The organism is Pseudomonas sp. S3_G06, assembly GCF_054667565.1.
In genome coordinates this window covers 5,461,589-5,486,601 of sequence record NZ_CP162738.1, presented here as the reverse complement: position 1 = coordinate 5,486,601, position 25,013 = coordinate 5,461,589, and the positions used below count along the sequence as shown (strand labels likewise).

Below are 25,013 nucleotides of genomic sequence, written 5' to 3'. Positions count from 1 at the left end.
TTCAGAACGGCTCGTTGCCACGCCGACGGAACCAGCCGGTCAGCGACAGCCGCTCGCGATGGGCCGGCATCACTTCGTGGGGCACTTCGCCGGAGAGAAACACCACCAGACAGCCGCCGGTCGGCTGTACGTCATGCACGCGCTCATCACCCAGGTACATGCGCAACTGGCCACCGTCCTCCGGCAACCAGGCCTCGTTGAGGTAGATGACGGCCGAGACCATGCGCCGGTCATCATCGCGAAAGCGATCAACGTGCTTGAGGTAAAACGCGCCGGGCGGGTACAGGGCGAAATGGCATTCGAAATCCTCAAGCCCCAGAAACAAGCCACGATTAAGTGCCTCGCGCAGACTGTCCATCAGGCTCAGGTAGCGGTCAGTGGCGTCGGCCTGACCCGGGTCGATCCACTGGATGTGATCGCCGCGAATACCCTCGCGAATCTCCGAAAACGGCCCGCGTCCGACCGCCGCCGGCGCCAGCTCACCTTCGGCTTCACGTTTACGGCACTCGGCCGCCAGCGCCCGGGTCAGATCGGCGGGCAGGAAGATGTTCTGCTGCGACCAGCCGTGTTCGGCCAGGTCGTCGACAATGCGTAACAGCAGCGGGTGTTCAGAGGATATCGGCATGGCGCGCATAGTATGCCGACGGCGATAAATCCGACAGAGCCACGCAGCGCCTTGCTACGAATTCTCGACAAGTACCGGCACCGCACGGACAATAGTCCGCTGCTGACAGGAGTCCCTATGCGCCGTTTGCTTTTTTCACTGTTGATGTTCTGCGTATTGCCCGCCTGGGCGGACGGCCACGATCAGTTGTACAAGGTCGCCGGCTGGCCAGAACAACGCGCGCATTTCAATGATGCCCTGAGCGCCGCCCAGCAGCGCTATCAGAACAGCCTGCCGCCTGCGGTATTTCAGGCGCTGGTCAACAACAGCAATCAACGCTTTGCCGCGCAGGCCATGGATGAGCGTGCCGAAGCGCAACTGCGGCAGAAACTCGCCGACCCTAAACCGGCGCTGACCTTCTTCCAGTCACCGCTGGGCAAGAAAATCGTCGCCGCCGAACTGCTGGCGACCCGCCGCGATCAATTGGCAAAAAACGCCCAGGGTCTGCCGAAGATGCAGGCCAGCGACAGTCGCTTGCTGATCATCGGCCACTTGGCGCAAGCCTTGCCGGCCCGTGAGGCTGGCGCCGAGGTCAGTCTGGCGATTGCCGGCGTAGCGGCGGACAGCTTGAGTTCGATGATCCCGGGATTGCTCGGCGGTGGACAGGCACAGGGCATGTTGAACGGTCAGCGCCAGCGGCTGATGGATCAGATCGGCGCCGATCTGAACAACACGCTGCTCTATGTCTATCGCGACTTGTCGGATGAAGAGCTGGAAGAGTTTGCGACGTTTGCCGAGTCGACCGAGGGCAAGGCTTATTATCAGGCGGCACTGGCGGCGATTCGGGCGGGGTTGGCGGTCGGCCAGTGATGTTCGTTACCTGAAAGATCGCATTCGCGAGCAGGCTCGCTCCCACAGTTGTAACGCATTCCCCTGTGGGAGCGAGCCTGCTCGCGAAGAGGCCCTCCCAGGCACTAGAGATTCCGCCCCCTGATCCGCTTGCTCAAGAATTCGAAATACTCCTCACGCATCTCCGCCGTTTCATTGGCCAGGTGATGCCGTGCCTCGGCCAACAGCAGTATCTGCGGCCGGTCGAACTTCCATTTCAACACCTGCAGATTGTGCTGCCAGTCGACAGTCATGTCCGCCTGCCCCTGAATGATCAGCGGCCGTCGCGGACTTTTTTCGCGTGCTCGACGCGGATGATCCAGCGCGACAGCGCGCCCACCCATTTGGTCGGCAGGCGCCTTGGCTGTAACGGATCGGCCTGCAGAAACGGCAGGAAATCCGGATCGTTGGAGTTCTCGCTGAAGCGTCGCGCGACCCCGCGTACAAACGGCCGCAGCAGGTAATAACTCAACTGCGACCAGCCCCACGCCCTCGGCCGCACCAACGGCGCCAGCAAAATCACTTGCCCCTGCGCCGGGCTGTTCTCACCATGGTTGAGCAGATGATCGACGACAATCGCGCCACCGGTGCTTTGCCCGCACAAATGCCAAGGCTGCGGCAGCGCGATCGAGTTCGCTTCAGCAAACAGCGCCTGCAACACATCCTGGTATTCAGAGAAATCACGAATGCTCGCCCGTGGCCCGCTCGACAGACCATGGCCCGGCAAGTCGCAGGCAATCACGGCGAAATCCTGATCCAGCGCCCATTCGATCACATGCCGGTACAGGCCGATGTGATCGTAGTAACCGTGCAGCAGAAACAGCGTCGCCTTGACCTTCTCCGGCCACCAGCAATGGCTGACCAGCTCGTAGCCATCGACTTCGAAACGACCCATGCCGCGCCAGACATCGCGCTCGGCGAAGTCGGTCTTGTAGAAGCGCTGATAAGCCTTCGCCTCATCCGATAACGGCTGCCACTCGGCCAATGGCTTGAGGCTCGCGCGTAAATGATCGGGCTCGAAAGTATCAGGCATGCGCACATTCCAAAGCGGTAAACGGACTTTATCGGCCTGCGATATTCATCTGTAGAGGCAGACATGGCAAGCTAGCCGGCCTTTCGAGGATCGAAAACCATGCGTTCGCCCTACCGCACCGCACTGTTCGCCAGCCTGCTCGCGCTGATCTGCGCCGGGGTGCTGTGGGCGGCGTATGACTGGTTTCAGGGCCGCTATCTGCGCGCGTTCAGCGAACATACGGCGGTATTTTCCGGCGACCCGCTGCGCCTGCCGGACAACCTCGCCGGGCCGGGCAATATCCGCCTGGTGCACTTCTGGGACCCGGCCTGCCCATGCAACGTCGGCAATCAACAGCACCTGAGCGAGATGGTCGAACAGTTCGGCCCTCGCGGCGTGGAGTTCTTCGCCGTGCAAAAGCCCGGCAGCCACGGCCAGTTGCCCGCCACCCTCGCCAGCCTGAAAACCATCATCGTCCTGCCCGGCGCCGAACAGATCCCCGCCAGCCCCGCCGTGGCGATCTGGGATCGCAGCGGCAAACTCGCCTACTTCGGCCCGTACAGCGAAGGCCTGACCTGCAACTCCAGCAACAGCTTTATCGAACCGATCCTGCATGCGCTGACGGAAGATCGCCCGGTCAATGCCACGCACACGCTGGCGGTGGGGTGTTATTGCCCGTGGCCGGCGGACGCGAAGTAAGGCATTCCGGACTTTTCAAGGACAGCGCTGCACCGCACAGATGCTCTGTGCTAAATGTTTGCAGCCCGACGGGCGGCCTTTTCGCCTGCACAAGGAGTCACCATGAAGCGTGCGTTGATCGTCGTTGCCTTGCTCATCGTTGTCCTGCTCGGCGCCGCCGGCGGGTATATCTACAGCAAGCAGCCGACGCGCCAGGGCCAGGTCGAGCTGCGCAATCTGCAAGGCTCGGTGACCGTGCGCTACGACGAGCGCGGTGTGCCGCATATCCGCGCCGAGAACGAAACCGACCTCTATCGCGCCCTCGGTTATGTGCACGCGCAGGACCGCCTGTTCCAGATGGAAGCCATGCGCCGCCTCGCCCGGGGCGAGCTGGCCGAAGTGCTCGGGCCGAAACTGCTCGACACCGACAAACTGTTCCGCAGCCTGCGCATCCGCGAGCGTGCGGCCAGTTACGTCGCCAGCCTCGACAAGCAGTCGCCGGCATGGAAGGGCCTGCAAGCCTATCTGGATGGCATCAACCAATATCAGGACAGCCACGCCGCGCCGATCGAGTTCGACGTGCTGAGCATCCCCAAGCGGCCGTTCACAGCCGAAGACAGCATTAGCGTCGCCGGTTACATGGCCTATAGCTTTGCCGCCGCATTTCGCACCGAGCCGCTGCTGACCTACGTGCGCGATCAGCTCGGCGCCGATTACCTCGATGTGTTCGATCTCGACTGGCAGGCCAAAGGCGTTCTGGCCACCGATCACACCCGGCACGCACCGGCCCTCGCCGCCGGCGACTGGCAGGACCTCACCGCCCTCGCCCGCCTCAGCGAACAGGCGCTGCTCGACAACGGCCTGCCGCAGTTTGAGGGCAGCAACGCCTGGGTGATTGCCGGCAGCCGCAGCCAGAGTGGCAAGCCGTTGCTGGCCGGCGATCCGCATATCCGCTTTTCGGTGCCGTCGGTGTGGTACGAGGCGCAGCTGTCGGCGCCGGGTTTCGAGTTGTACGGCCATCATCAGGCACTGGTGCCGTTCGCGTTTCTGGGACACAACCTCGATTTCGGCTGGAGCCTGACCATGTTCCAGAACGACGATCTCGACCTGATCGCCGAAAAGGTCAACCCGGCCAACCCCAATCAGGTCTGGTATCGCGGCCAGTGGACCGACCTGCTCGTCAGCGAGCAGCAGATCAATGTGAAGGGTCAGGCGCCAGTGACCATCACCTTGCGCCAGTCGCCGCATGGGCCGATCGTCAACGATGCCCTCGGCAGCGCTGCCGGCAAGACCCCGATTGCGATGTGGTGGGCATTCCTCGAAACACCGAATCCGATCCTCGAAGGTTTCTACCAGCTGAACCGCGCCGATACCCTGGCCAAGGCCCGCGCTGCGGCGGCGAAAGTCCAGGCGCCGGGTCTGAATCTGGTGTACGCCAACGCCAAGGGCGATATCGCCTGGTGGGCCTCGGCGCTGCTGCCCAAACGTCCGGCCGGGGTAAAACCGGGCTTCATCCTCGACGGCAGCACGCCCGAGGCGGACAAGGACGGCTACTATCCGTTCAGCGCCAACCCGCAGGAAGAGAACCCGGCGCGCGGCTATATCGTCTCGGCCAACTTCCAGCCCGTGTCGCCGACCGGCATGGAGATTCCCGGTTACTACAACCTTGCCGATCGTGGTCAGCAGCTTGACCGTCAGCTCAGCGACAACCGGGTGAAGTGGAGCAACGAGGCCAACCAGCAACTGCAACTGGGCACGGCGACCGGTTACGGCCCGCGTCTGTTGGCGCCACTGTTGCCGGTGTTGCGTGAGGTGGTCAGTGATCCGGCGCAGCTGAAACTGGTCGAGCAACTGGCGCAGTGGCCCGGCGACTATCCGCTGAATTCGATCAGCGCGACGGTGTTCAACCAGTTCCTCTACGACCTTGCCGATGCGGCGATGCGCGATGAGTTGGGCAATGACTTCTTCGAGACACTGCTGTCGACGCGGGTAATCGATTCGGCGTTGCCACGTCTAGCGGCCAAGGCGGACTCACCGTGGTGGGACAATCGCAGCACGCCAGCCAAAGAAACCCGCGCCGATGTCGTGCGCACGGCGTGGGCGGCAAGCATGGCGCATCTGAAACTGACCCTCGGCGCTAACGTGGCCGGTTGGCAGTGGGGCGCGGCGCACACCCTCACCCACGGCCATCCGCTGGGGCAGCAGAAGCCGCTGGATCGCCTGTTCAACGTCGGCCCGTTCGCAGCGCCGGGCAGCCACGAAGTGCCGAACAACCTCTCGGCGAAGATCGGCCCGGCGCCATGGCCGGTGACCTATGGACCGTCGACCCGACGCCTGGTGGACTTCGCCGATCCGGTCCATAGCCTGACGATCAATCCGGTCGGCCAGAGTGGCGTGCCACTGGACAGTCACTATGACGATCAGGCCGAGGCGTATGTGGAGGGGATTTATGTGCAGGCGCATTTCAGCGAGGAAGAGGTGCTGGCGAATACGCGCAGTACGTTGAAGCTGCTGCCTGCGCGGGCTGCGCGATAGATTGATGCAATCTGCACCGGCCCTTTCGCGAGCAAGCTCGCTCCCACAGGAGATTGCATTCCAAATGTGGGAGCGAGCCTGCTCGCGAAAGCCCTGGGTCAGCCGACATCTGAGTCGACTGACACTCCGTGTTCGCGAGCAGGCTCGCTCCCACATTTACAACCGGGTTGGCCGCAGGGTTGAGGCCAACCTGATATTGCTCAAGCCGATTGCGGCGCAGGCGCGCGGCGTGCGTCCGGTTGCTTCCACGAATCAGCCGCGCTTTCTTCGATGGCTTGCTGGATGGCTTTCTTGCGGGCTTCTTCGGCGCGGCGGCTGAAGAACCAGACGAGGAAGGTCACCAGCGACACCGCCAGCAGAATCAGACTGGCCACGGCGTTGATTTCCGGCTTCACGCCCAGGCGCACGGCCGAGAACACTTCCATCGGCAGGGTCGTCGAACCCGGGCCGGACACGAAGCTCGCCAGCACCAGGTCATCCAGCGACAGCGCGAACGACATCATGCCGCCCGCCGCCAGCGACGGCGCGATCATCGGGATGGTGATCAGGAAGAACACCTTCCACGGCCGTGCACCCAAATCCATCGCCGCTTCTTCGATCGACAGGTCCAGCTCACGCAAACGCGCCGACACCACCACCGCCACATACGCCGCGCAGAACGTAGTGTGCGCAATCCAGATGGTGACGATGCCGCGTTCCTGTGGCCAGCCGATCATCTGCGCCATGGCCACGAACAGCAGCAACAGCGACAGACCGGTGATCACTTCCGGCATCACCAGCGGCGCAGTCACCAGGCCGCCGAACAGCGTGCGGCCCTTGAAGTGGGTGATGCGCGTCAGCACGAAGGCGGCCAGGGTACCCAGCGCCACCGCAGCAACCGCGGTGTAGCAGGCGATTTCCAGCGAGCGCAGCACCGAGCCCATCAGTTGCGAGTTGTCGAGCAGGCCGACGTACCACTTGATCGACCAGCCGCCCCACACCGTCACCAGTTTCGAGGCGTTGAACGAGTAGATCACCAGGATCAGCATCGGCAGATAGATGAACAGCAGACCCAGTACCAGCATCAGGCTGGAGAAACGGAAGCGCTTCATTCTTTACCCTCCATTTCCTTGGCCTGACTGCGGTTGAACAGAATGATCGGCACAATCAGGATCGCCAGCATCACCACCGCCAGGGCGGACGCCACCGGCCAGTCGCGGTTGTTGAAGAACTCTTGCCAGAGCACTTTACCGATCATCAGGGTTTCCGGACCGCCGAGCAGTTCCGGGATCACGAACTCGCCGACCACCGGAATGAACACCAGCATGCAGCCGGCAATGATGCCGTTCTTGGACAGCGGAATGGTGATTTTCCAGAAGCTGTTGAAGGTGCTCGAACCCAGATCAGACGCAGCTTCCAGCAGACTCTGATCGTGTTTGACCAGGTTGGCGTACAGCGGCAGGATCATGAACGGCAGGTACGAATAGACAATCCCGATGTACACCGCCAGGTTGGTATTGAGAATCTGCAGCGGCTCGTCGATCAGGCCCATGCTCATCAGGAAGCCGTTGAGCAGGCCGTTGTTGCTGAGGATGCCCATCCACGCGTAGACGCGGATCAGGATCGCCGTCCAGGTCGGCATCATGATCAACAGCACCAGCACCGTTTGCAGCTCTTTGCGCGCGCTGGCGATGGCGTAGGCCATCGGATAGCCGATCAGCAGGCAGAGCAAGGTGCTGATAAAGGCCATTTTCAGCGAGCCGAGATAGGCCGCGATGTACAGCTCGTCGTCACCAAGCAACGCGTAGTTGCCCAGGTTCAGCAGCACTTGCAGCTTCTGCTCGGCGTAGGTGTAGATCTCGGTGTACGGCGGGATCGCCACGTCGGCTTCGGCGAAGCTGATCTTCAGGACGATGAAGAACGGCAGCATGAAGAACAGGAACAGCCAGATGAACGGCACCCCGATGACCAGCTGCCGGCCATTGGGGATGATTCGGTTTATACGGCGTTTGAATTTGCGCATGTTCATGAGCGAAGTACCACGCCGCTATCGTCTTCCCACCACACGTAGACCTGATCGCCCCAGGTCGGACGCGCGCCGCGACGTTCGGCGTTGGCGACGAACGACTGCACCAGTTTGCCGCTCGGCAATTCGACGTAGAACACCGAGTGTCCGCCCAGATAAGCGATGTCGTGGACCTTGCCGCTCGACCAGTTGTACTCGCAGGTCGGCATGTCGGCGGTGACCAGCAGCTTCTCCGGACGAATCGCGTAGGTGACCGACTTGTCCTGCACCGAGGTGCTGATGCCGTGGCCGACGTAGATCTGCCGGTCGAGGTCCTTGCAGGTGATGGTCGCGTGGCCTTCGGCGTCGTCGATCACTTCGCCTTCGAAGATGTTGACGTTGCCGATGAATTCGCAGACCAGACGGCTGGTCGGGGTTTCGTAGATGTCGATCGGGCTGCCGATCTGCGCAATCCAGCCCAGGTGCATGATCGCGATGCGCTCGGCCATGGTCATGGCCTCTTCCTGGTCGTGGGTCACCATCACGCAGGTCACGCCGACGCGCTCGATGATTTCCACCAGTTCCAGTTGCATCTGCGAACGCAGTTTCTTGTCCAGTGCGCCCATCGGTTCGTCGAGCAGCAACAGCTTCGGCCGCTTGGCCAGCGAGCGGGCCAGGGCCACGCGCTGACGCTGACCGCCGGACAGTTGATGCGGCTTGCGCTTGGCGTACTGGCTCATCTGCACCAGCTTGAGCATCTCGGCCACGCGGGCGTCGATTTCAGCCTTGGGGATCTTGTCCTGCTGCAGGCCGAAGGCAATGTTCTGCGCCACGGTCATGTGCGGGAACAGTGCGTAGGACTGAAACATCATGTTGATCGGACGGTCGTACGGCGGCATGTCGGTGATGTCGACGCCGTCGAGGAAAATCCGCCCTTCCGTGGGCCGTTCGAAGCCTGCAAGCATCCGTAGCAAGGTGGATTTGCCCGATCCCGAACCGCCGAGCAGGGCAAAAATTTCTCCCTTCTTGATTTCCAGGGACACGTCGTCCACGGCAATCGTCTCGTCGAACTTCTTCGTGACCCGGTCGATTTTGACCAGCACCTGTTTTGGTGTCTGGTCGCCCTCGAGGGCTTTCTTGTAGGCGCCGGAGGCAACTGCCATTTACGAAACTCCCAACAGAAGCAGCAGTTCGCCCCGCAAGACGAACCCTGGATAGTTTGTGCGTTATTTGCCCGACTTGACCTTGGTCCAGCTACGGGTCATCAAACGCTGAATATTGGCTGGCAACTCGGTCGACACGTAGGTCTTGTCGAGGACTGCTTGCGGTGGGTAAACCGCTTCATCGGTGCGAATGGATTGTTCCATCAGCTTGTCCGAACCCGGGTTGGGGTTGGCGTAACCGACGTAATCACTGACCTGGGCGATCACCTCAGGTTTCAGCAAATAGTTGATGAAGGCGTGGGCTTCCTTGACGTTGGACGAATCCTTGGGGATCGCCAGCATGTCGAACCACAGCGCGCCGCCCTCTTTCGGGATCGAATAGGCGATGTTGACGCCCTTCTTGGCTTCCTCGGCACGGTTCTTCGCCTGGAAGATGTCGCCGGAGAAACCGATGGCCACGCAGATGTCGCCGTTGGCCAGATCGCCGATGTACTTCGAGGAATGGAAATAGGTCACGTATGGACGCACCGCGAGCAACTTGGCGGTAGCCTTTTCGTAGTCTTTGGTGTTGGTGCTGTTGGCGTTCAGGCCCAGATAATTGAGCATCGTCGGCATCATTTCATCAGCCGAATCGAGGAACGCGACACCGCAGCTGTGCAGCTTCTTGATGTTTTCCGGCTCGAACAGCACGGCCCAGGAATCGATCTTGTCGATACCTAGCACGGCCTTGACTTTGTCGACGTTGTAGCCGATGCCGTTGGTGCCCCACAGATACGGCACGGCGTAGAGGTTGCCGGGATCGTTCTGCTCCAGGCGCTTGAGCAGCACCGGGTCGAGGTTGGAATAATTGGGCAGCTGCGCCTTGTCGAGCTTCTGGAACGCGCCCGCCTTGATCTGCTTGCCAAGGAAGTGGTTCGACGGCACGACCACGTCGTAACCGGTACGCCCGGCGAGCAGCTTGCCTTCCAGGGTTTCGTTGGAGTCGAAAACGTCGTAGACCGGTTTGATCCCGGTCTCTTTCTCGAAGTCGGCCAGGGTCGATTCGCCGATGTAATCGGACCAGTTATAAATATGCACCGTACCGGCGGCCTGGGCTCCGACAGCGATTGTCAGGCCGGCAGCGGCCAGCAGGGCTTTGCGCAAAGAAGAAAATACAGGCAAGTGGAGGTCCTCTAAATTGATTGGGCCCAAGTTGCCCCGCGCTGCATGACAGCCATGGCTGCCCGACAACAAAACCGGCGCGCAACTTACCCTCGAAAAACCGATCCAGCAAAACTTTCTGTCATTTAATTATCCGCTGGCCGCCGTCGCGACGACGACGGCCAGTGGTTGTGGCGACAAACCGGCTTATTTGCCCGATTTGATCTTGGTCCAGCTGCGGGTGATCAGACGCAGTGTGGCGGCGTCCAGATCGCTGATCGCATAGAGCTGTTTCTTCACTTCAGCCGACGGGTAGATGCTCGGGTCGCTGGTGATGTCCTTGTCCACCATAGGCGTCGCCGCCTTGTTGCCGTTCGGGAAACGCACGGCGTTGGTGATGCCGGCCATCACTTGCGGCTCCATCAGGTAGTTCATGAACTTGTAGGCGGCTTCGACGTTTTCGGCATCCTTGGGAATGGCGACCATGTCGTAGAAAGTACCGGCGCCTTCTTTTGGAATGGTGTAGGCCAGCTTGACCTTGTCACCGGCTTCCTGAGCGCGGGTCTTGGATTGCTCCAGGTCACCCGAGTAACCGACGGCGACGCAGATGTTGCCGTTGGCCAGGTCGGAGATGTATTTGGACGAATGGAAGTAGGCGACCGAAGGACGGATCTTCAGGAACAGGTCTTCGGCGGCTTTCAGGTCAGCCTTGTCCTTGCTGTTGGTCGGCTTGCCCAGATAGTGCAATGCCGCCGGAATCATTTCGGTCGGGGCATCGAGGAAGCTCACGCCGCAGCTTTTGAGTTTCTCGATGTTTTCCGGTTTGAACACCACGTCCCACGAATCAATCTTGTCGATGCCCAGCGCAGCCTTGACCTTGGCCGGGTTGTAGCCGATGCCGATCGAGCCCCACATGTACGGGAAGGCGTGTTTGTTGCCCTGGTCGCTGGCATCGCCAACGGCCTTGAGCAGGTCTTCGTCGAGGTTTTTCCAGTTCGGCAGCTTGGACTTGTCCAGCTCCTGGTAAACGCCGGCCTTGATCTGCTTGGCGAGGAAATTGTTGGAAGGCACCACGATGTCGTAACCGGACTTGCCGGCCAGCAGCTTGGCTTCCAGGGTTTCGTTACTGTCGAAGACGTCGTAGACGACTTTGATCCCGGTGGCTTTTTCGAAGTTGGCCACGGTGTCCGGCGCGATGTAGTCGGACCAGTTGTAGACGTGCAGCACCTTGTCGTCCGCGTGCACCGCACCCGCCATCATGCCCGCCATGGACAGCGCGAGCAGAGTCTTGCCAGCTAGCTTTTTACCTAATGCCTTCATGCGTCATGCTCCAAATTTTTCTTTTTTGAACCACTTTGTTCAGCGGCCGAACCCGGACAACTGGAACCGCGGCTAGTCTGGCAAGATCCGAGGCGGTCTTTCAACAAAAGACCAGCCTTTCTGACAGCTTTGAGCGAGTGCGCCGCAGCTCCCCCGCCCAAAGCCTAGCACCTAGGCCTGCAGCGCACCGAGGGTCAGGTCCAGACACTTGCGTGCCTTTGTAACCAGCTCATCGATCTCCGCTTTGCTGATCACCAGCGGCGGCGCGATGATCATGGTGTCGCCCACCGCGCGCATGATCAGGCCGTTGTCGAAGCAGAACTGCCGGCAGATCATGCCCACGCCCTTGCCTTCGTAACGCTTGCGCGTGGCCTTGTCCTGCACCAGCTCGATCGCCCCCAGCAGACCGACGCCGCGAACTTCACCCACCAACGGGTGATCGTTCAGCTCGCGCAGACGTTTCTGCAAATACGGTGCCGTTTCGTTGTGGGCGTTCTCGATAATTTTTTCGTCGCGCAGGATGCGGATGTTTTCCAGGCCCACAGCGGCTGCCACCGGGTGGCCGGAGTAAGTGAAGCCATGGTTGAAATCGCCGCCTTCATTGAGCACGGCCACCACCGAATCACGCACGATCAATCCGCCCATCGGGATGTAGCCGGAGGTCAGGCCCTTGGCGATGGTCATCATGTGCGGCTTGAGGTCGTAGAAATCGCTACCGAACCACTCACCGGTACGGCCGAAGCCGCAGATCACTTCGTCGGCAACAAAGAGGATGTCGTACTTGGCGAGGATTTCCTTGATGCGCGGCCAGTAGGTATCAGGCGGAATGATCACGCCGCCGGCACCCTGGATCGGCTCGGCAATAAAGGCACCGACGTTGTCGACGCCGACCTCGAGAATCTTTTCTTCGAGCTGATTGGCCGCCCAGATGCCGAACTCTTCCGGCGACATGTCACCGCCTTCGGCGAACCAGTACGGCTGCGCGATGTGGACGATGCCCGGAATCGGCAGGTCGCCCTGCTCGTGCATATAGGTCATGCCGCCGAGGCTCGCGCCGGCCACGGTAGAACCGTGATAACCGTTCTTGCGGCTGATGATGACTTTCTTGTTCGGCTGGCCTTTGATCGCCCAGTAATGACGGACCATGCGCAGCATGGTGTCGTTGCCTTCGGAGCCGGAACCGGTGAAGAACACGTGGTTCATGCCTTCCGGCGCCACGTCGGCAATCGCCTTGGCCAGTTCCAGCGCCGGCGGGTGTGCGGTCTGGAAGAACAGGTTGTAGTAAGGCAGTTCGCGCATCTGTTTCGCGGCGGCATCGGCCAGCTCATCGCGACCGTAACCGATCGCCACGCACCAGAGGCCAGCCATGCCGTCGAGGATCTTGTTGCCTTCGCTGTCCCACAGATAAACGCCCTTGGCGTTGGTGATGATCCGCGGGCCCTTCTCTTTCAGTTGCTTGAAGTCGCTGAACGGGGCCAGGTGGTGATCGCTGCTCAGCGCTTGCCACTCACGGGTTTGCGGGTTGTTGCTGGTCATGCCAATTCTCCTTGTTATCGGTGAAGGCGCGACGGCTGGCCGCCGCGCCCGGCGTATCAGACGGCGAAGAGCAGGTACTCACGCTCCCACGAACTGATCACGCGCTTGAAGTTTTCGTGCTCGGCCCGCTTGACCGCGACGTAGCCGGTGATGAAGGTCTTGCCGAGGTACTTCTCGATGGTCGCGCTGTTTTCCATACGCTCCAGCGCGTCCTCGATGGTCAGCGGCAGGCGCAGGTTGCGGCGCTCGTAACCACGGCCGACCACTGGCGCGCTCGGGTTCAGGCCCTCGACCATGCCGATGTAGCCGCAGAGCAGACTCGCGGCGATCGCCAGGTACGGGTTGGCGTCGGCGCCCGGCAGGCGGTTTTCCACGCGGCGGTTCTGCGGGCCGGCATCCGGTACGCGCAGGCCGACGGTACGGTTCTCTTCGCCCCACTCGACGTTTACCGGTGCCGAAGTGTCCGGGAGGAAGCGGCGGAACGAGTTGACGTTCGGCGCGAACAGCGGCAACAGCTCGGGGATCAGCTTCTGCAACCCACCGATGTGGTGCAGGAACAGTTGGCTCATGGTCCCGTCTTCGTTGGAGAAGACGTTCTTGCCGGTCTGAATGTCGATGATGCTCTGGTGCAGGTGCATGGCGCTGCCCGGCTCACCGGTCATTGGCTTGGCCATGAACGTTGCCGCCACGTCGTGCTTGAGCGCGGCCTCACGCATGGTGCGCTTGAACACCAGAATCTGATCGGCCAGCGACAGGGCGTCACCGTGACGGAAGTTGATTTCCATCTGCGCGGTGCCGTCTTCGTGGATCAGCGTATCGAGGTCCAGCTCCTGCAATTCGCACCAGTCGTAGACATCTTCGAACAGCGGGTCGAATTCGTTCGCCGCTTCAATGGAGAACGACTGCCGGCCGATTTCCGGACGGCCCGAGCGGCCGATCGGCGGCTGCAACGGATAGTCGGGGTCGTCGCTGCGCTTGGTCAGGTAGAACTCCATTTCCGGCGCCACGATCGGCTGCCAGCCCTTGTCGGCATACAGCTTCAAGACTTTCTTGAGGACGTTGCGTGGCGACAGCTCGATCGGGTTGCCTTGCTTGTCGTAGGTGTCGTGGATCACCTGCGCGGTCGGCTCGATGGCCCACGGCACCAGGTACACGGCGTTCTGGTCGGGACGGCAGATCATGTCGATGTCGGCCGGGTCGAGCAGTTCGTAATAGATGTCGTCTTCGACGTAGTCGCCGGTCACGGTCTGCAGCAGCACGCTCTCCGGCAGACGCATGCCTTTCTCGGCGATGAACTTGTTGGTCGGCGAAATCTTGCCCCGGGTAATACCGGTCAAGTCGCCGATCATGCATTCGACTTCTGTGATCTTGCGGTCTTTCAACCAATCGGTGAGCTGGTCGAGGTTGTTACTCATAAATGCCTCTGGGCTGAGTCTCCTGACGCGATGTCAGGCAATTTTGACGCTTGCGGCGTCGCGTTAAAGGGGGCTTGCTCGCGCAGTGCCGGCTTACGCCTGGCACCGCGCATAGACAATGAAAGAGGAGCTTACCTGCCCTTGACGCTGGCGTTGCATTTCCCGTGCACTTTGCAAACGTGCAGAATCACAAGCATGACGCTGAGTGCGGCACGGGCTTTGGGAGGGAAAGAGTTCTATAGTGAAAGGAGACGCCATAAAGCGGATGCTGTGCCCGACGTCCAGAATATCGGACGCTGCCGTTTTGCCGGATGTTGACGAGAGTCTCGTCAACAGGCTGCGCGCCTTGCTGGCTGCGCTACGGACGGATTGATCGCCACTGATGTGATGAGCATGCAGACCGGACTGTTGCGAGCAGTCGGTGATGCCGATTAACGGCAGGCGAGACATGAAGCACCCCGGTATTATTGCTGTTATGGGTTTGACCGGAGCTTAGCCTTGTTCATTTTTTTACACAACACCCCCGTAAAAAATACAACACGGCCTGCTCAAGCCCGCGGCTGAGCAACGTTCAAGGTTTGAAAAAACGCCCCAAAGTGCCCCATAAACGCCCTTCAAGCGCTTTTTCGGGGCAAAAAAGGCCTCGCTTGACTTCGGCAGGCCGTTCGGGTTGACTGAAACCAGAAAAGATCAATGATTGATATTTTTAACAACAAAGGTGTTGCATCATGTCGGTACCCCCGCGTGCCGTTCAGCTTAACGAAGCGAACGCGTTCCTTAAGGAACATCCTGAGGTTCTGTACGTTGACCTTCTGATTGCGGATATGAATGGTGTGGTGCGCGGCAAGCGCATCGAACGCACCAGCCTCCACAAGGTTTACGAGAAAGGCATCAACCTGCCGGCCTCTCTATTTGCTCTGGATATCAATGGCTCCACGGTGGAAAGCACCGGTCTGGGCCTGGACATCGGCGACGCCGATCGCATCTGCTATCCGATCCCCGATACCCTGTGCAACGAGCCATGGCAGAAGCGCCCGACCGCGCAACTGTTGATGACCATGCACGAACTCGAAGGCGACCCATTCTTCGCAGATCCCCGTGAAGTGCTGCGCCAGGTGGTGACCAAGTTCGACGAGCTCGGCCTGACCATCTGCGCCGCCTTCGAACTCGAGTTCTACCTGATCGACCAGGAAAACGTGAACGGCCGTCCGCAGCCGCCACGCTCGCCGATCTCCGGCAAACGCCCGCACTCGACGCAGGTCTACCTGATCGACGACCTCGACGAATACGTCGACTGCCTCCAGGACATCCTGGAAGGCGCCAAAGAGCAAGGCATCCCGGCCGATGCGATCGTCAAGGAAAGTGCCCCGGCGCAGTTCGAAGTGAACCTGCACCACGTCGCCGACCCGATCAAGGCCTGCGACTACGCGGTCCTGCTCAAGCGTCTGATCAAGAACATCGCCTACGACCATGAAATGGACACCACCTTCATGGCCAAGCCGTATCCGGGCCAGGCGGGCAACGGTCTGCACGTGCACATTTCGATTCTGGACAAAGCCGGCAAAAACATTTTTGCCAGCGAGGATCCCGAGCAGAACGCCGCGCTGCGTCACGCGATCGGCGGTGTGCTCGAGACCCTGCCGGCGCAGATGGCTTTCCTCTGCCCGAACGTCAACTCCTACCGTCGCTTCGGCGCGCAGTTCTACGTACCGAACTCGCCGTGCTGGGGCCTGGACAACCGCACCGTGGCGATTCGCGTACCGACCGGCTCTGCCGATGCCGTACGTATCGAGCACCGCGTGGCCGGCGCCGACGCCAACCCGTACCTGCTGATGGCTTCGGTACTGGCCGGCGTGCACCACGGTCTGGTCAACAAGATCGAACCGGGCGCGCCTGTCGAAGGCAACAGCTACGAGCAGAACGAACAGAGCCTGCCGAACAACTTGCGCGATGCCCTGCGCGAGCTGGACGACAGCGAGGTGATGGCCAAGTACATCGATCCGAAGTACATCGATATCTTCGTCGCCTGCAAGGAAAGCGAGCTGGAGGAGTTCGAACACTCCATCTCCGACCTTGAGTACAACTGGTATCTGCATACCGTTTAAACGGTTTGCAGCTTCAAAAAACGCCGTTGGCTGATTCAGCCAGCGGCGTTTTTTTATGGCCGAACATAAAACCTGTGGCGAGGGGATTTATCCCCGTTGGGTTGCGAAGCAGCCCCAAATCCATCCCACTCGGTGTGTCAGGAATACCCGGCTCTCAGGGTTTACGACTGCTGCGCAGCCGAACGGGGCGGTGCGACGTTTCGCTAAATCCCCTCGCCACAGGGTACTGGCAGACAACACCTGAACCGCCTCGTACAATGCCCGCTGCCCCGCAGGAGACTTCCATGACGCGTCCCGCCACCGTTCGCAAACCCCGTGCCCGCAGTCAGGCGCGGATCGATTCGATACTCGACGCCGCGCGCACGCTGCTGGCGGCCGAGGGCGTGGCCAGTCTGTCGATCTACAGCGTCGCCGAGCGCGCGCAGATTCCGCCCTCCTCCGTGTATCACTTCTTCGCCAGCGTACCGGCGCTGCTCGAAGCCCTGACCGCCGATGTCCACGCAGCCTTCCGCGCTTGCCTGCAAGCGCCGATCGATCACGATGCTTTGCGTGACTGGCGTGATCTGTCGCGACTGGTCGAACAGCGCATGCTGGAGATCTACGACGAAGACGCAGCCGCGCGGCAATTGATCCTGGCGCAACACGGCCTGACCGAAGTGACCCAGGCCGACCGCCAGCACGATCTGGAACTGGGCGACCTGATGCACAAGCTGTTCGACCAGCATTTCGAATTGCCGAGGCTGCCGGACGATGTCGATGTGTTTGCCTTGGCGATGGAACTGGGCGACCGGGTGTATGCCCGTTCGGTGCAGCAGCACGGGCAGATCACCCCGCGCATGGCCGAGGAAGGGATGCGCGTGTTTGATGCCTATATCAGCCTCTATCTACCGCCGTATTTACCTAAACGCTAAAAGATCGCAGCCTTCGGCAGCTCCTACATGGGAATGCGTTCCAAATGTAGGAGCTGCCGAAGGCTGCGATCTTTTGATCTTCAAAAAATAAACCCCGCAGGGCTCACACCCTCCGGGGTTGTTTTTTGTTCACCGACTTACAACTTGGCGATCGACACCTCGGTGGATTTCACAAAGGCGATTACCTCACTGCCGACCACCAGCTCCAGCTCTTTCACAGAGCGGGTGGTGATCACCGAAGTGACGATGCCCGAAGCGGTCTGCACGTCGATTTCCGACAGCACGTCGCCGAGGACGATTTCCTTGATCGAGCCTTTGAACTGGTTGCGCACGTTGATGGCTTTGATAGTCATGGCATTTCTCCTAGGATCGAAATGAGCTGCAAGCGGCAAGCTATAAGCTGCAAGTAAAAGCACCAGGCTTGTTCTTGCGGCTTGTAGCTTGAAGCTTGCAGCTGCTTCATTGCGCCCAACGCAATTGCGTAGGCAGGGGTGAAACGGGTTCCGGCGCCGGCGGTTCGCCGGGCAGGGACAAAACACGGTTGAGCACTTCGGTTTCCAGTGCGGCGAGGCGATGCGAGCCACGCACCCTGGGGCGCGGCAGTTCGACGTGCAGGTCGAGGCCGACTTCGCCGTCCTCGATCAGAATCACCCGATCGGCGATCGCCACCGCTTCACTGACGTCATGGGTCACCAGCAGCACGGTAAAACCGTGTTGCTGCCACAGCCGTTCGATCAGTTGCTGCATCTCGATGCGGGTCAGGGCATCCAGTGCGCCGAGCGGTTCGTCGAGCAGCAGCAGACGCGGCTGGTGAATCAGCGCCCGGGCCAGCGCCACGCGTTGCTTCTGGCCACCGGACAATGCCGCCGGCCACTCATCCGCGCGATCGGCCAGACCCACGGCGTCCAGTGCATCCAGCGCTTGCTGGCGCCAGTTGCCCTTGAGGCCGAGACCGACGTTGTCGATGATCTTCTTCCACGGCAGCAGCCGCGCTTCTTGGAACATCAGCCGCGTATCGTCGCGTGCCTGGCTGAGCGGCGCGGAGCCGGCCAGCAGCTCGCCGCCAGTGGGTTGATCGAGGCCGGCGAGCAAGCGCAAGAACGTGCTCTTGCCACAACCACTGCGCCCGACCACGGCGACAAACTGGCCCGCCGGAATGTGCAGATCGATGTCGCGCAGCACCTGCCGCGCACCGAAGGTTTTTTGCAGGTTGCGCACCGCCAGCGGAATCCCGCGCAACAAGCGTGGAGGTTGTTGAGCGGTCATGCCGCACCTCCCTTGGCAACCTGATAGGCCGGGTGCCAGCGCAGCCACACACGTTCAAGTCCACGGGCGGCGAGGTCGGCGAGTTTGCCGAGCACCGCGTAAAGCAGGATCGCCAGCACCACCACGTCGGTCTGCAAGAACTCTCGAGCGTTCATCGCCAGATAGCCGATGCCGGAGCTGGCCGAGATGGTTTCAGCGACGATCAGCGTCAGCCACATGAAGCCCAGGGCGAAGCGCACGCCGACCAGAATCGACGGCAACGCACCCGGCAGAATCACTTGCCAGAACAGGCTGAAACCGCTCAGACCATAACTGCGCGCCATCTCCACCAGCGCCGGGTCGACGTTGCGGATGCCGTGATACGTGTTCAGGTAAATCGGAAACAAGGTGCCCAGCGCCACCAGAAAAATCTTCGCTGACTCGTCGATCCCGAACCACAGGATCACCAGCGGAATCAGCGCCAGATGCGGCACGTTGCGGATCATCTGTACCGAGCTGTCGAGCAGGCGCTCGCCCCATTTCGACAGGCCGGTGATGAAGCCCAGCACCAGGCCGATGCTGCCGCCGATGGTAAAACCGAGTGCCGCGCGCCAGCCGCTGATCGCCAGGTGCGTCCAGATCTCGCCGCTGCGTACCAGACTGACACCGGCTTCGATCACCGCCACCGGTGCCGGCAGAATCCGTGTCGACAACCAGCCCGCCGACACCGACAACTGCCACACCGCCAGCAGCAACACCGGCAACGCCCAGGGCGCGAGGCTGTGGATAAGTTTCTTCATGGCTGCGCCTCAGCTCTGCGACGCGGCTTTGGGCAGGATGTCATTGGCGACCATTTCGCCGAACGGGCTGACGTAACCGGCGCTCTTCGGCAGTTCCGGGCGTTCGACGTCGAGGTGCGGGAACAGCAGCTCGGCCACGCGATACGATTCTTCGAGGTGTGGATAACCGGAGAAGATGAAGGTGTCGATACCAAGATCCGCATATTCCTTGACCCGCGCGGCCACGGTCGGGCCATCGCCGACCAGCGCAGTACCGGCACCGCCACGTACCAGACCGACGCCGGCCCAGAGGTTGGGGCTGACTTCAAGGTTATCGCGGCTGCCGCCGTGCAGCGCGGCCATGCGTTGCTGGCCGACCGAATCGAAGCGCGCCAGCGAAGCCTGGGCACGTTGGATGGTGTCGTCGTCCAGATGCGAGATCAGCCGGTCCGCAGCCTGCCAGGCTTCGGCGTTGGTTTCACGCACGATCACATGCAGACGAATGCCGAAGCGCACGGTACGGCCGAGTTTGGCGGCTTTGGCCCGGACTTGTGCGATCTTCTCGGCCACCGCGGCCGGCGGCTCGCCCCATGTGAGAACCATCTCGACCTGCTCGGCCGCCAGATCCTGCGCCGCTTCCGAAGAGCCACCGAAATACAGCGGCGGACGCGGTTGCTGGATCGGCGGATAGAGCAACTTGGCACCCTTGACGCTGATGTGCTCGCCATCGTAATCGACGGTTTCGCCTTCCAGCACACGGCGCCAGATGCGGGTGAACTCCACCGAGGCCTGATAGCGTTCTTCGTGATTGAGGAACAGTCCGTCACCGGCCAATTCTTCCGGATCGCCACCGGTGACCAGATTGAACAGCGCACGCCCGCCGGACAAGCGATCCAGCGTTGCTGCCTGGCGCGCCGCGACCGTCGGGGAAATGATCCCGGGGCGCAGGGCTACGAGGAATTTCAAACGCTGGGTCACCGGAATCAGCGAGGCCGCCACCAGCCACGAGTCTTCGCAGGAACGCCCGGTGGGAATCAGCACCCCGCCAAAACCCAGACGATCCGCCGCTTGCGCGACCTGTTGCAGGTAACCGTGATCAACCGCGCGGGCGCCTTCGGCGGTGCCAAGGTAATGGCCGTCGCCGTGGGTTGGCAGGAACCAGAAGATGTTGAGGCTCATGGAGTGGTCTCCTTGTGGATTCGAATTACTGGGCTTGGGAGCTTTGGGCCACAGCGGCCGGCGGGGTCCAGATCACATCCTTGATGCTCAACGGCTTGGGAATCAGCTTGAGCTGGAAGAACGTGTCGGCGATTTTCTGTTGCGCGGCAACCACTTCCGGGGTCAGGAACAGCGCGCCGTAGCCCTGGCGTTTCACCGAGGTCAGGGTGATGTCCGCCGGCAGGCCCAGCAGCGGCGCGACCTGTTGCGTCACGTCTTCGGGATTGGCTTTCGACCATTCACCCACCGCGCGGACTTCCTCGACGAGGGTCTTGATCACCTCGGGATTTTTCTGCGCGTAAGGTTTGGTCGCCAGATAGAACTGGTGGTTGTCGACAATGCCTTTGCCGTCGCGCAGGGTGTGCGCTTGCAGTTGTTTCTCGGCAGCGGCCTGATACGGATCCCAGATGACCCAGGCGTCGACACTGCCACGCTCGAACGCAGCGCGGGCATCGGCCGGCGGCAGGAACACGGTCTGAATATCGCTGTACTTGAGGCCGGCGTCTTCCAGTGCACGCACCAGCAGGTAGTGCACGTTGGAGCCTTTGTTCAGGGCGACTTTCTTGCCTTTGAGATCGGCCACCGATTTGATCGGCGAGTCTTTCGGCACGAGGATCGCTTCGCTGTTCGGCGCTGGCGGTTCATAGGCGACGTAGAGCAGATCGGCGCCAGCGGCCTGGGCGAAAACCGGCGGGGTTTCGCCGGTCACGCCGAAATCGATCGAGCCGACGTTGAGGCCTTCGAGCAACTGCGGGCCGCCAGGGAATTCCGTCCATTGCACGTCGACGCCTTGCGCGGCGAGGCGTTTTTCCAGCGTGCCTTTGGCTTTGAGCAGCACCAGCGTGCCGTACTTCTGATAACCGATCCGCAATGTCTCGGCTTGAGCTTGGGTGATGGCGCCGAAGGTGACAGCCGCAGCAAACAGAGCGACCAGACCACGACGCAAAAATACAGTGCGCATAGCGCTCTCCTTTTTGCTGTTGGGTTGTGGCTGCACCTGCTTGCCCGTTGGCGGGCGAGTAAGGCCAGTACTTCAAATTTCGATAAGGCTTAAATGCTCCAGCGAGCACTCAACAAACGTTCGTTCAGCAGGCCTGGCTCCAGCGGTTTCGGCCGGCGCGCCATGGCGCCGATGAACTGGTCCAGGGCCTCGTGCAAGCGCTGCTCCAGGGCCGGCGCCAGTTGCGCGGCGGCACTGCCTTCGCCATAAGCGATCTGGCTATCCTCGGCGAAAATGCCCTGAAGCATTTCCTGGGCCTTGAGTGCCGACAGCACAGGCTTGAGGGCGTAATCGACCACCAGCATGTGGGCGATGCTGCCGCCGGTAGCCATCGGCAAGACTACCTTGTGATTCAAGGCACGCTCCGGCAGCAGATCCAGCAGGGTCTTCAGCGCACCGGAAAACGAGGCCTTGTACACCGGCGTGGCGATCAGCAGGCCATCGGCGTTTGCGATCTGTTGCAGCAGGTCGAGGACCTTCGGACTGTCGAAGCGCGCGTGGAGCAGATCCTCGGCCGGGAAGTCCCGCACCTGATAACTCACCACTTCCACCCCTTGCTTTTGCAACCAGCGTTGCGAGCGCTCCAGCAGCACCCCGGAACGGGAGCGCAGGCTGGGGCTGCCACCGAGTGAGACGACCAGCATTGCAGATTCCTTTAAGCGTTACGGGCGATTCGCAGGCTGCGATCTCGCTTCAATGACAGTGACCTTACCAGCTGATTTATATATCCATAAATCATATTTGTTCATTTGGTTATGCGTTTTAGAGATATACCACCGAGCAAAATCCAAGCGAAAAAAAGGCCGTCGAAACGGCCGAAATTCCCCTGCGTTGTCATTCTGGATTCTCAAGTGCCTAAGCTGACGCCGTCGCGAGCAGGCTCGCTCCCACAGGGGAATGCATTGCAAATGTGGGAGCGAGCTTGCTCGCGAAAGCGGCGGTGACTACACCGCAAATCTTATTTGTTCGGCTGCGGCGTCAGGCGCAGGTACGGCTTCACCGCGCGATAGCCTTTCGGGAAACGCTGCTTGATCTCGTCCTCATCCTTGAGCGACGGCACGATCACCACCTCTTCACCGTCCTGCCAGTTGGCCGGGGTGGCGACTTTGTAGTTGTCGGTGAGCTGCAGCGAGTCGATCACCCGCAGAATCTCGTGGAAATTACGCCCGGTGCTCGCCGGGTAGGTGATGGTCAGGCGGATCTTCTTGTTCGGATCGATGACGAACAGCGAACGCACGGTCAGCGTGTCATTGGCGTTCGGGTGGATCAGGTCGTAGAGATCGGAGACCTTGCGATCGGCATCGGCGAGGATCGGGAAGTTGACGATAGTGTTCTGGGTTTCGTTGATGTCCTCGATCCACTTGTGGTGCGAGTCCACCGGGTCGACCGACAGCGCGATGGCTTTGACGCCGCGTTTGCTGAACTCATCCTTGAGCTTGGCGGTGAAGCCCAGCTCGGTGGTGCACACCGGGGTGAAGTCCGCCGGGTGGGAGAACAGCACGCCCCAGCTATCGCCCAGCCATTCGTGAAAACGAATCTTGCCTGCGCTGGAGTCCTGTTCGAAATCGGGGGCGATGTCGCCGAGTCTGAGGCTCATGGTGCTGCTCCTGATGAGGGATGGGAGACAACAACTGTAGCTCGGGATCAATCAGCGTGAAAAAGAATAAATAACTAGAGATCTAGATCATTAGTGAATATTAAACATCTGTTCATTGGACACCGATCCGCATCGCGACGAACATCGGTTGCAAGGTTCGAGAAGGCCTTGAGTTGCAGCAAAGAGGGAAATCGAGAAGGGCTTACGGGGGTGAGCCTGACTCGAAACGCAAAAGCCCCGTCCGGCGCGATGCCGGACGGGGCTTTTTTTGCTTCAGTTGCTCGAGCGCTATTACAGCAGCGGGATCGAGTAGCTGACGATCAGACGGTTTTCGTCCTGCGAACGGGTGTTCGGCAGGTCGGTGCGCCATACAGCGTTTTTCCACATCAGGCCGACGTTCTTGAAAGGGCCTTCCGGTACTACGTAACCGATGGTGAAGTCGCGTTCCCACTCGGAGCGGTTAGACGCGCTCTCACGACCATTTGTGCCCACGGTGTCGATGCTGTCACCTTTCAGGTAAACCACACCGGCGGTCAGGCCAGGTACGCCGACCTTGGCGAAGTCATAGGAGTAACGAGCCTGCCAGGTTTTCTCGCCGGCGCGGCCGAACTTCTGGATCTGCATGTCGGTAATGGTGTAGTTCGACGAACCGTCACCCTGGTTCAGCCAAGGGAAGTCGCTGCTGCCGTTGGAAACCTGGTAACCGCCACCGAAGGTGTGACCGGCAACGGTGTACAGGAACAGGCCGCTGTACAGGTTGTTGTCGACTTCACCACGGCCGTTACGGAAACCGGTGTAGTTACCCGAGCTGTAGTAAGCCGAGTCAGTGCCGTTCTTGCCGTCGTCGGAGCTGTTGAAGTAACGCAGGTCAGACTTCAACACACCCGGGCCGATCGACCAGTTATGTACCAGACCGAGGAAATGCTGCTTGTAGAAATCTTCCAGGTTGCCGTAGTAGTACTGGGCGGTCAGGTCTTTGGTGATCTTGTAGTCGCCACCGGCGTAGATGAATTTGTTGCTGTCGCGGAAAGCCGTGCCACGGGAGTTGGCACCACCGATCGAGAGGTTTTCGTTGTTGCTGGAGTTACGACCTTTTACCGCTTCGATCTGACCACCGACCAGGGTCAGGTCCTTGATCTCGCCGGAAGTGATCTGACCGCCCTGCCAGGTTTGTGGCAGCAGGCGACCGTCGTTGGTGACGATTACCGGCAATTTTGGCTGCAGGGTGCCGAGCTTCAATTCAGTCTGGGAGATCTTGGCTTTGGCAGTCAGACCCAGGCTGGAGAAGTTGTCCACGGCTTTACCGTTGGACTCGCTCGGGAACACGGTGCCGCCGTAAGCGGTGCCGCTGTTGCCGTTGGTGCCGCCGCCCGAATCAAGACGGATGCCGAGCAGGCCGATGGCGTCGAGACCGAAACCTACGGTGCCTTGGGTGTAACCGGAGATGAAACGCAGATCGAAGCCTTGGCCCCACTCTTCGTTTTTGTTGGCGCCAGCGCCGTCACGGTTGTCAGTGTTGATATAGAAGTTACGCAGACCCAGAGTAGCCTTGCTGTCTTCGATGAAACCGGCGGCGCCTGCCTGCTGCGCCATAACCCCAACGGCCACAGCCAGGGCCAAGGTGGACTTGTTCATGTATCGCTCCTCTCGTTCTAATTCTTGTGTTCCTGGTTCGGGGTCGATTTGCCCTGAATCCTAAGATGCGCGATTAGCGCCAGACCGTGACTGCCAAGTCAATCGTAACCTTGTGTGTCTACGACCATCGTCTAATCGCAAGTGATTGGGCCCCTGCAGCGTAAAGACTTCCTGATAATCCCAAAAAGAATTTATTCATTCTTTTTCATACCATTCTGGTATATGGCCCATTAATGGCCCTCTTCGCC

General features: G+C 60.5%; 21 protein-coding genes and 1 pseudogene. 5 read left to right on the top strand and 17 right to left on the bottom strand.

Going from position 1 to position 25,013, the window contains the following annotated elements; translation table 11 throughout:
• Position 1: 1 nt before the first annotated feature.
• Entirely contained in the window at positions 2-634 is a 633-nt protein-coding gene (locus AB4N47_RS24480) for a 2OG-Fe(II) oxygenase (protein WP_137214345.1), read from the bottom strand.
• Positions 635-742: 108 nt separating this feature from the next.
• Between AB4N47_RS24480 and AB4N47_RS24475 the strand changes: the two genes are divergently transcribed.
• Positions 743-1,474 (top strand): DUF2059 domain-containing protein, encoded by a 732-nt coding sequence (locus tag AB4N47_RS24475; protein WP_341638129.1) that lies wholly within the window; start codon positions 743-745, stop codon positions 1,472-1,474.
• 104 nt (positions 1,475-1,578) lie between these two features.
• Here the strand turns inward: AB4N47_RS24475 and bipL are convergent.
• A pseudogene (bipL, locus tag AB4N47_RS24470) lies at positions 1,579-2,525 on the bottom strand (phospholipase BipL).
• A 99-nt stretch (positions 2,526-2,624) separates the two neighbouring features.
• On the opposite strand from bipL, the gene AB4N47_RS24465 reads away from it, so the two are divergent.
• Positions 2,625-3,203: a DUF6436 domain-containing protein gene (locus AB4N47_RS24465; protein ID WP_024014714.1), complete on the top strand. Its 579-nt coding sequence runs from the start codon at positions 2,625-2,627 to the stop codon at positions 3,201-3,203.
• Between the two features lie 102 nt (positions 3,204-3,305).
• On the top strand, positions 3,306-5,717 hold the full coding sequence (locus AB4N47_RS24460) for a penicillin acylase family protein (RefSeq protein WP_341638131.1): 2,412 nt from the start codon (positions 3,306-3,308) through the stop codon (positions 5,715-5,717).
• 200 nt (positions 5,718-5,917) lie between these two features.
• Here the strand turns inward: AB4N47_RS24460 and AB4N47_RS24455 are convergent, their stop codons facing one another.
• The 7 genes from AB4N47_RS24455 to AB4N47_RS24425 form a co-directional block, all read right to left on the bottom strand.
• Positions 5,918-6,808, bottom strand: a complete 891-nt coding sequence (locus AB4N47_RS24455; RefSeq protein ID WP_122506169.1) for an ABC transporter permease subunit — start codon at positions 6,806-6,808, stop codon at positions 5,918-5,920.
• On the bottom strand, positions 6,805-7,686 hold the full coding sequence (locus AB4N47_RS24450; RefSeq protein ID WP_177180879.1) for an ABC transporter permease subunit: 882 nt from the start codon (positions 7,684-7,686) through the stop codon (positions 6,805-6,807). The genes AB4N47_RS24455 and AB4N47_RS24450 overlap by 4 nt, the downstream gene beginning before the upstream one ends.
• Positions 7,687-7,721: 35 nt before the next feature.
• Positions 7,722-8,864, bottom strand: coding sequence for an ABC transporter ATP-binding protein (locus AB4N47_RS24445; protein WP_016772662.1), 1,143 nt, complete (start codon positions 8,862-8,864; stop codon positions 7,722-7,724).
• Between the two features lie 63 nt (positions 8,865-8,927).
• On the bottom strand, positions 8,928-10,025 hold the full coding sequence (locus AB4N47_RS24440; RefSeq protein WP_038860901.1) for a polyamine ABC transporter substrate-binding protein: 1,098 nt from the start codon (positions 10,023-10,025) through the stop codon (positions 8,928-8,930).
• A 186-nt stretch (positions 10,026-10,211) separates the two neighbouring features.
• Positions 10,212-11,324: a polyamine ABC transporter substrate-binding protein gene (locus tag AB4N47_RS24435; protein ID WP_016772660.1), complete on the bottom strand. Its 1,113-nt coding sequence runs from the start codon at positions 11,322-11,324 to the stop codon at positions 10,212-10,214.
• A 171-nt stretch (positions 11,325-11,495) separates the two neighbouring features.
• Positions 11,496-12,860 (bottom strand): aspartate aminotransferase family protein, encoded by a 1,365-nt coding sequence (locus tag AB4N47_RS24430; RefSeq protein WP_016772659.1) that lies wholly within the window; start codon positions 12,858-12,860, stop codon positions 11,496-11,498.
• A 56-nt stretch (positions 12,861-12,916) separates the two neighbouring features.
• Entirely contained in the window at positions 12,917-14,275 is a 1,359-nt protein-coding gene (locus AB4N47_RS24425; RefSeq protein WP_016772658.1) for a glutamine synthetase family protein, read from the bottom strand.
• 728 nt (positions 14,276-15,003) lie between these two features.
• On the opposite strand from AB4N47_RS24425, the gene AB4N47_RS24420 reads away from it, so the two are divergent.
• Both AB4N47_RS24420 and AB4N47_RS24415 read left to right on the top strand, forming a co-directional pair.
• Complete coding sequence (locus AB4N47_RS24420) at positions 15,004-16,380, top strand: glutamine synthetase family protein (RefSeq protein ID WP_016772657.1); 1,377 nt, start codon at positions 15,004-15,006, stop codon at positions 16,378-16,380.
• Between the two features lie 284 nt (positions 16,381-16,664).
• Positions 16,665-17,291 (top strand): TetR/AcrR family transcriptional regulator, encoded by a 627-nt coding sequence (locus AB4N47_RS24415; RefSeq protein ID WP_341638132.1) that lies wholly within the window; start codon positions 16,665-16,667, stop codon positions 17,289-17,291.
• Positions 17,292-17,428: 137 nt separating this feature from the next.
• Here the strand turns inward: AB4N47_RS24415 and AB4N47_RS24410 are convergent, their stop codons facing one another.
• From AB4N47_RS24410 to AB4N47_RS24375, 8 genes are all read right to left on the bottom strand, one after another.
• The gene (locus AB4N47_RS24410; RefSeq protein ID WP_003229256.1) at positions 17,429-17,644 is read right to left on the bottom strand and encodes a TOBE domain-containing protein; all 216 of its coding nucleotides are present in this window, start codon (positions 17,642-17,644) and stop codon (positions 17,429-17,431) included.
• Between the two features lie 106 nt (positions 17,645-17,750).
• Positions 17,751-18,557, bottom strand: a complete 807-nt coding sequence (gene ssuB, locus AB4N47_RS24405; RefSeq protein WP_341638133.1) for an aliphatic sulfonates ABC transporter ATP-binding protein — start codon at positions 18,555-18,557, stop codon at positions 17,751-17,753.
• Positions 18,554-19,336, bottom strand: a complete 783-nt coding sequence (ssuC, locus tag AB4N47_RS24400; protein WP_085731497.1) for an aliphatic sulfonate ABC transporter permease SsuC — start codon at positions 19,334-19,336, stop codon at positions 18,554-18,556. Before ssuC ends, ssuB begins: the two co-directional genes overlap by 4 nt.
• 9 nt (positions 19,337-19,345) lie before the next feature.
• Entirely contained in the window at positions 19,346-20,494 is a 1,149-nt protein-coding gene (gene ssuD, locus AB4N47_RS24395; RefSeq protein ID WP_016772653.1) for an FMNH2-dependent alkanesulfonate monooxygenase, read from the bottom strand.
• A 25-nt stretch (positions 20,495-20,519) separates the two neighbouring features.
• Positions 20,520-21,494, bottom strand: coding sequence for a sulfonate ABC transporter substrate-binding protein (locus AB4N47_RS24390; protein WP_041476876.1), 975 nt, complete (start codon positions 21,492-21,494; stop codon positions 20,520-20,522).
• An 89-nt stretch (positions 21,495-21,583) separates the two neighbouring features.
• Positions 21,584-22,177, bottom strand: coding sequence for an NADPH-dependent FMN reductase (gene ssuE / locus AB4N47_RS24385; protein ID WP_341638134.1), 594 nt, complete (start codon positions 22,175-22,177; stop codon positions 21,584-21,586).
• A gap of 314 nt (positions 22,178-22,491) precedes the next feature.
• On the bottom strand, positions 22,492-23,130 hold the full coding sequence (locus tag AB4N47_RS24380) for a peroxiredoxin (protein WP_016772650.1): 639 nt from the start codon (positions 23,128-23,130) through the stop codon (positions 22,492-22,494).
• Positions 23,131-23,421: 291 nt separating this feature from the next.
• Positions 23,422-24,765 (bottom strand): OprD family porin, encoded by a 1,344-nt coding sequence (locus AB4N47_RS24375; protein WP_122692354.1) that lies wholly within the window; start codon positions 24,763-24,765, stop codon positions 23,422-23,424.
• Positions 24,766-25,013: the final 248 nt, after the last annotated feature.

What these genes read in the sequence shown, in the direction of transcription:
- AB4N47_RS24455 (WP_122506169.1), bottom strand. Translation starts at nt 6,808, where the DNA reads ATGAAGCGCTTCCGTTTCTCCAGCCTGATGCTGGTACTGGGTCTGCTG.
- AB4N47_RS24465 (WP_024014714.1), top strand. Translation starts at nt 2,625, where the DNA reads ATGCGTTCGCCCTACCGCACCGCACTGTTCGCCAGCCTGCTCGCGCTG.
- AB4N47_RS24380 (WP_016772650.1), bottom strand. Translation starts at nt 23,130, where the DNA reads ATGAGCCTCAGACTCGGCGACATCGCCCCCGATTTCGAACAGGACTCC.
- AB4N47_RS24460 (WP_341638131.1), top strand. Translation starts at nt 3,306, where the DNA reads ATGAAGCGTGCGTTGATCGTCGTTGCCTTGCTCATCGTTGTCCTGCTC.
- AB4N47_RS24420 (WP_016772657.1), top strand. Translation starts at nt 15,004, where the DNA reads ATGTCGGTACCCCCGCGTGCCGTTCAGCTTAACGAAGCGAACGCGTTC.
- AB4N47_RS24430 (WP_016772659.1), bottom strand. Translation starts at nt 12,860, where the DNA reads ATGACCAGCAACAACCCGCAAACCCGTGAGTGGCAAGCGCTGAGCAGC.
- ssuB (WP_341638133.1), bottom strand. Translation starts at nt 18,557, where the DNA reads ATGACCGCTCAACAACCTCCACGCTTGTTGCGCGGGATTCCGCTGGCG.
- AB4N47_RS24375 (WP_122692354.1), bottom strand. Translation starts at nt 24,765, where the DNA reads ATGAACAAGTCCACCTTGGCCCTGGCTGTGGCCGTTGGGGTTATGGCG.
- AB4N47_RS24425 (WP_016772658.1), bottom strand. Translation starts at nt 14,275, where the DNA reads ATGAGTAACAACCTCGACCAGCTCACCGATTGGTTGAAAGACCGCAAG.
- ssuE (WP_341638134.1), bottom strand. Translation starts at nt 22,177, where the DNA reads ATGCTGGTCGTCTCACTCGGTGGCAGCCCCAGCCTGCGCTCCCGTTCC.
- AB4N47_RS24415 (WP_341638132.1), top strand. Translation starts at nt 16,665, where the DNA reads ATGACGCGTCCCGCCACCGTTCGCAAACCCCGTGCCCGCAGTCAGGCG.
- AB4N47_RS24445 (WP_016772662.1), bottom strand. Translation starts at nt 8,864, where the DNA reads ATGGCAGTTGCCTCCGGCGCCTACAAGAAAGCCCTCGAGGGCGACCAG.
- ssuD (WP_016772653.1), bottom strand. Translation starts at nt 20,494, where the DNA reads ATGAGCCTCAACATCTTCTGGTTCCTGCCAACCCACGGCGACGGCCAT.
- AB4N47_RS24390 (WP_041476876.1), bottom strand. Translation starts at nt 21,494, where the DNA reads ATGCGCACTGTATTTTTGCGTCGTGGTCTGGTCGCTCTGTTTGCTGCG.
- ssuC (WP_085731497.1), bottom strand. Translation starts at nt 19,336, where the DNA reads ATGAAGAAACTTATCCACAGCCTCGCGCCCTGGGCGTTGCCGGTGTTG.
- AB4N47_RS24410 (WP_003229256.1), bottom strand. Translation starts at nt 17,644, where the DNA reads ATGACTATCAAAGCCATCAACGTGCGCAACCAGTTCAAAGGCTCGATC.
- AB4N47_RS24480 (WP_137214345.1), bottom strand. Translation starts at nt 634, where the DNA reads ATGCGCGCCATGCCGATATCCTCTGAACACCCGCTGCTGTTACGCATT.
- AB4N47_RS24475 (WP_341638129.1), top strand. Translation starts at nt 743, where the DNA reads ATGCGCCGTTTGCTTTTTTCACTGTTGATGTTCTGCGTATTGCCCGCC.
- AB4N47_RS24435 (WP_016772660.1), bottom strand. Translation starts at nt 11,324, where the DNA reads ATGAAGGCATTAGGTAAAAAGCTAGCTGGCAAGACTCTGCTCGCGCTG.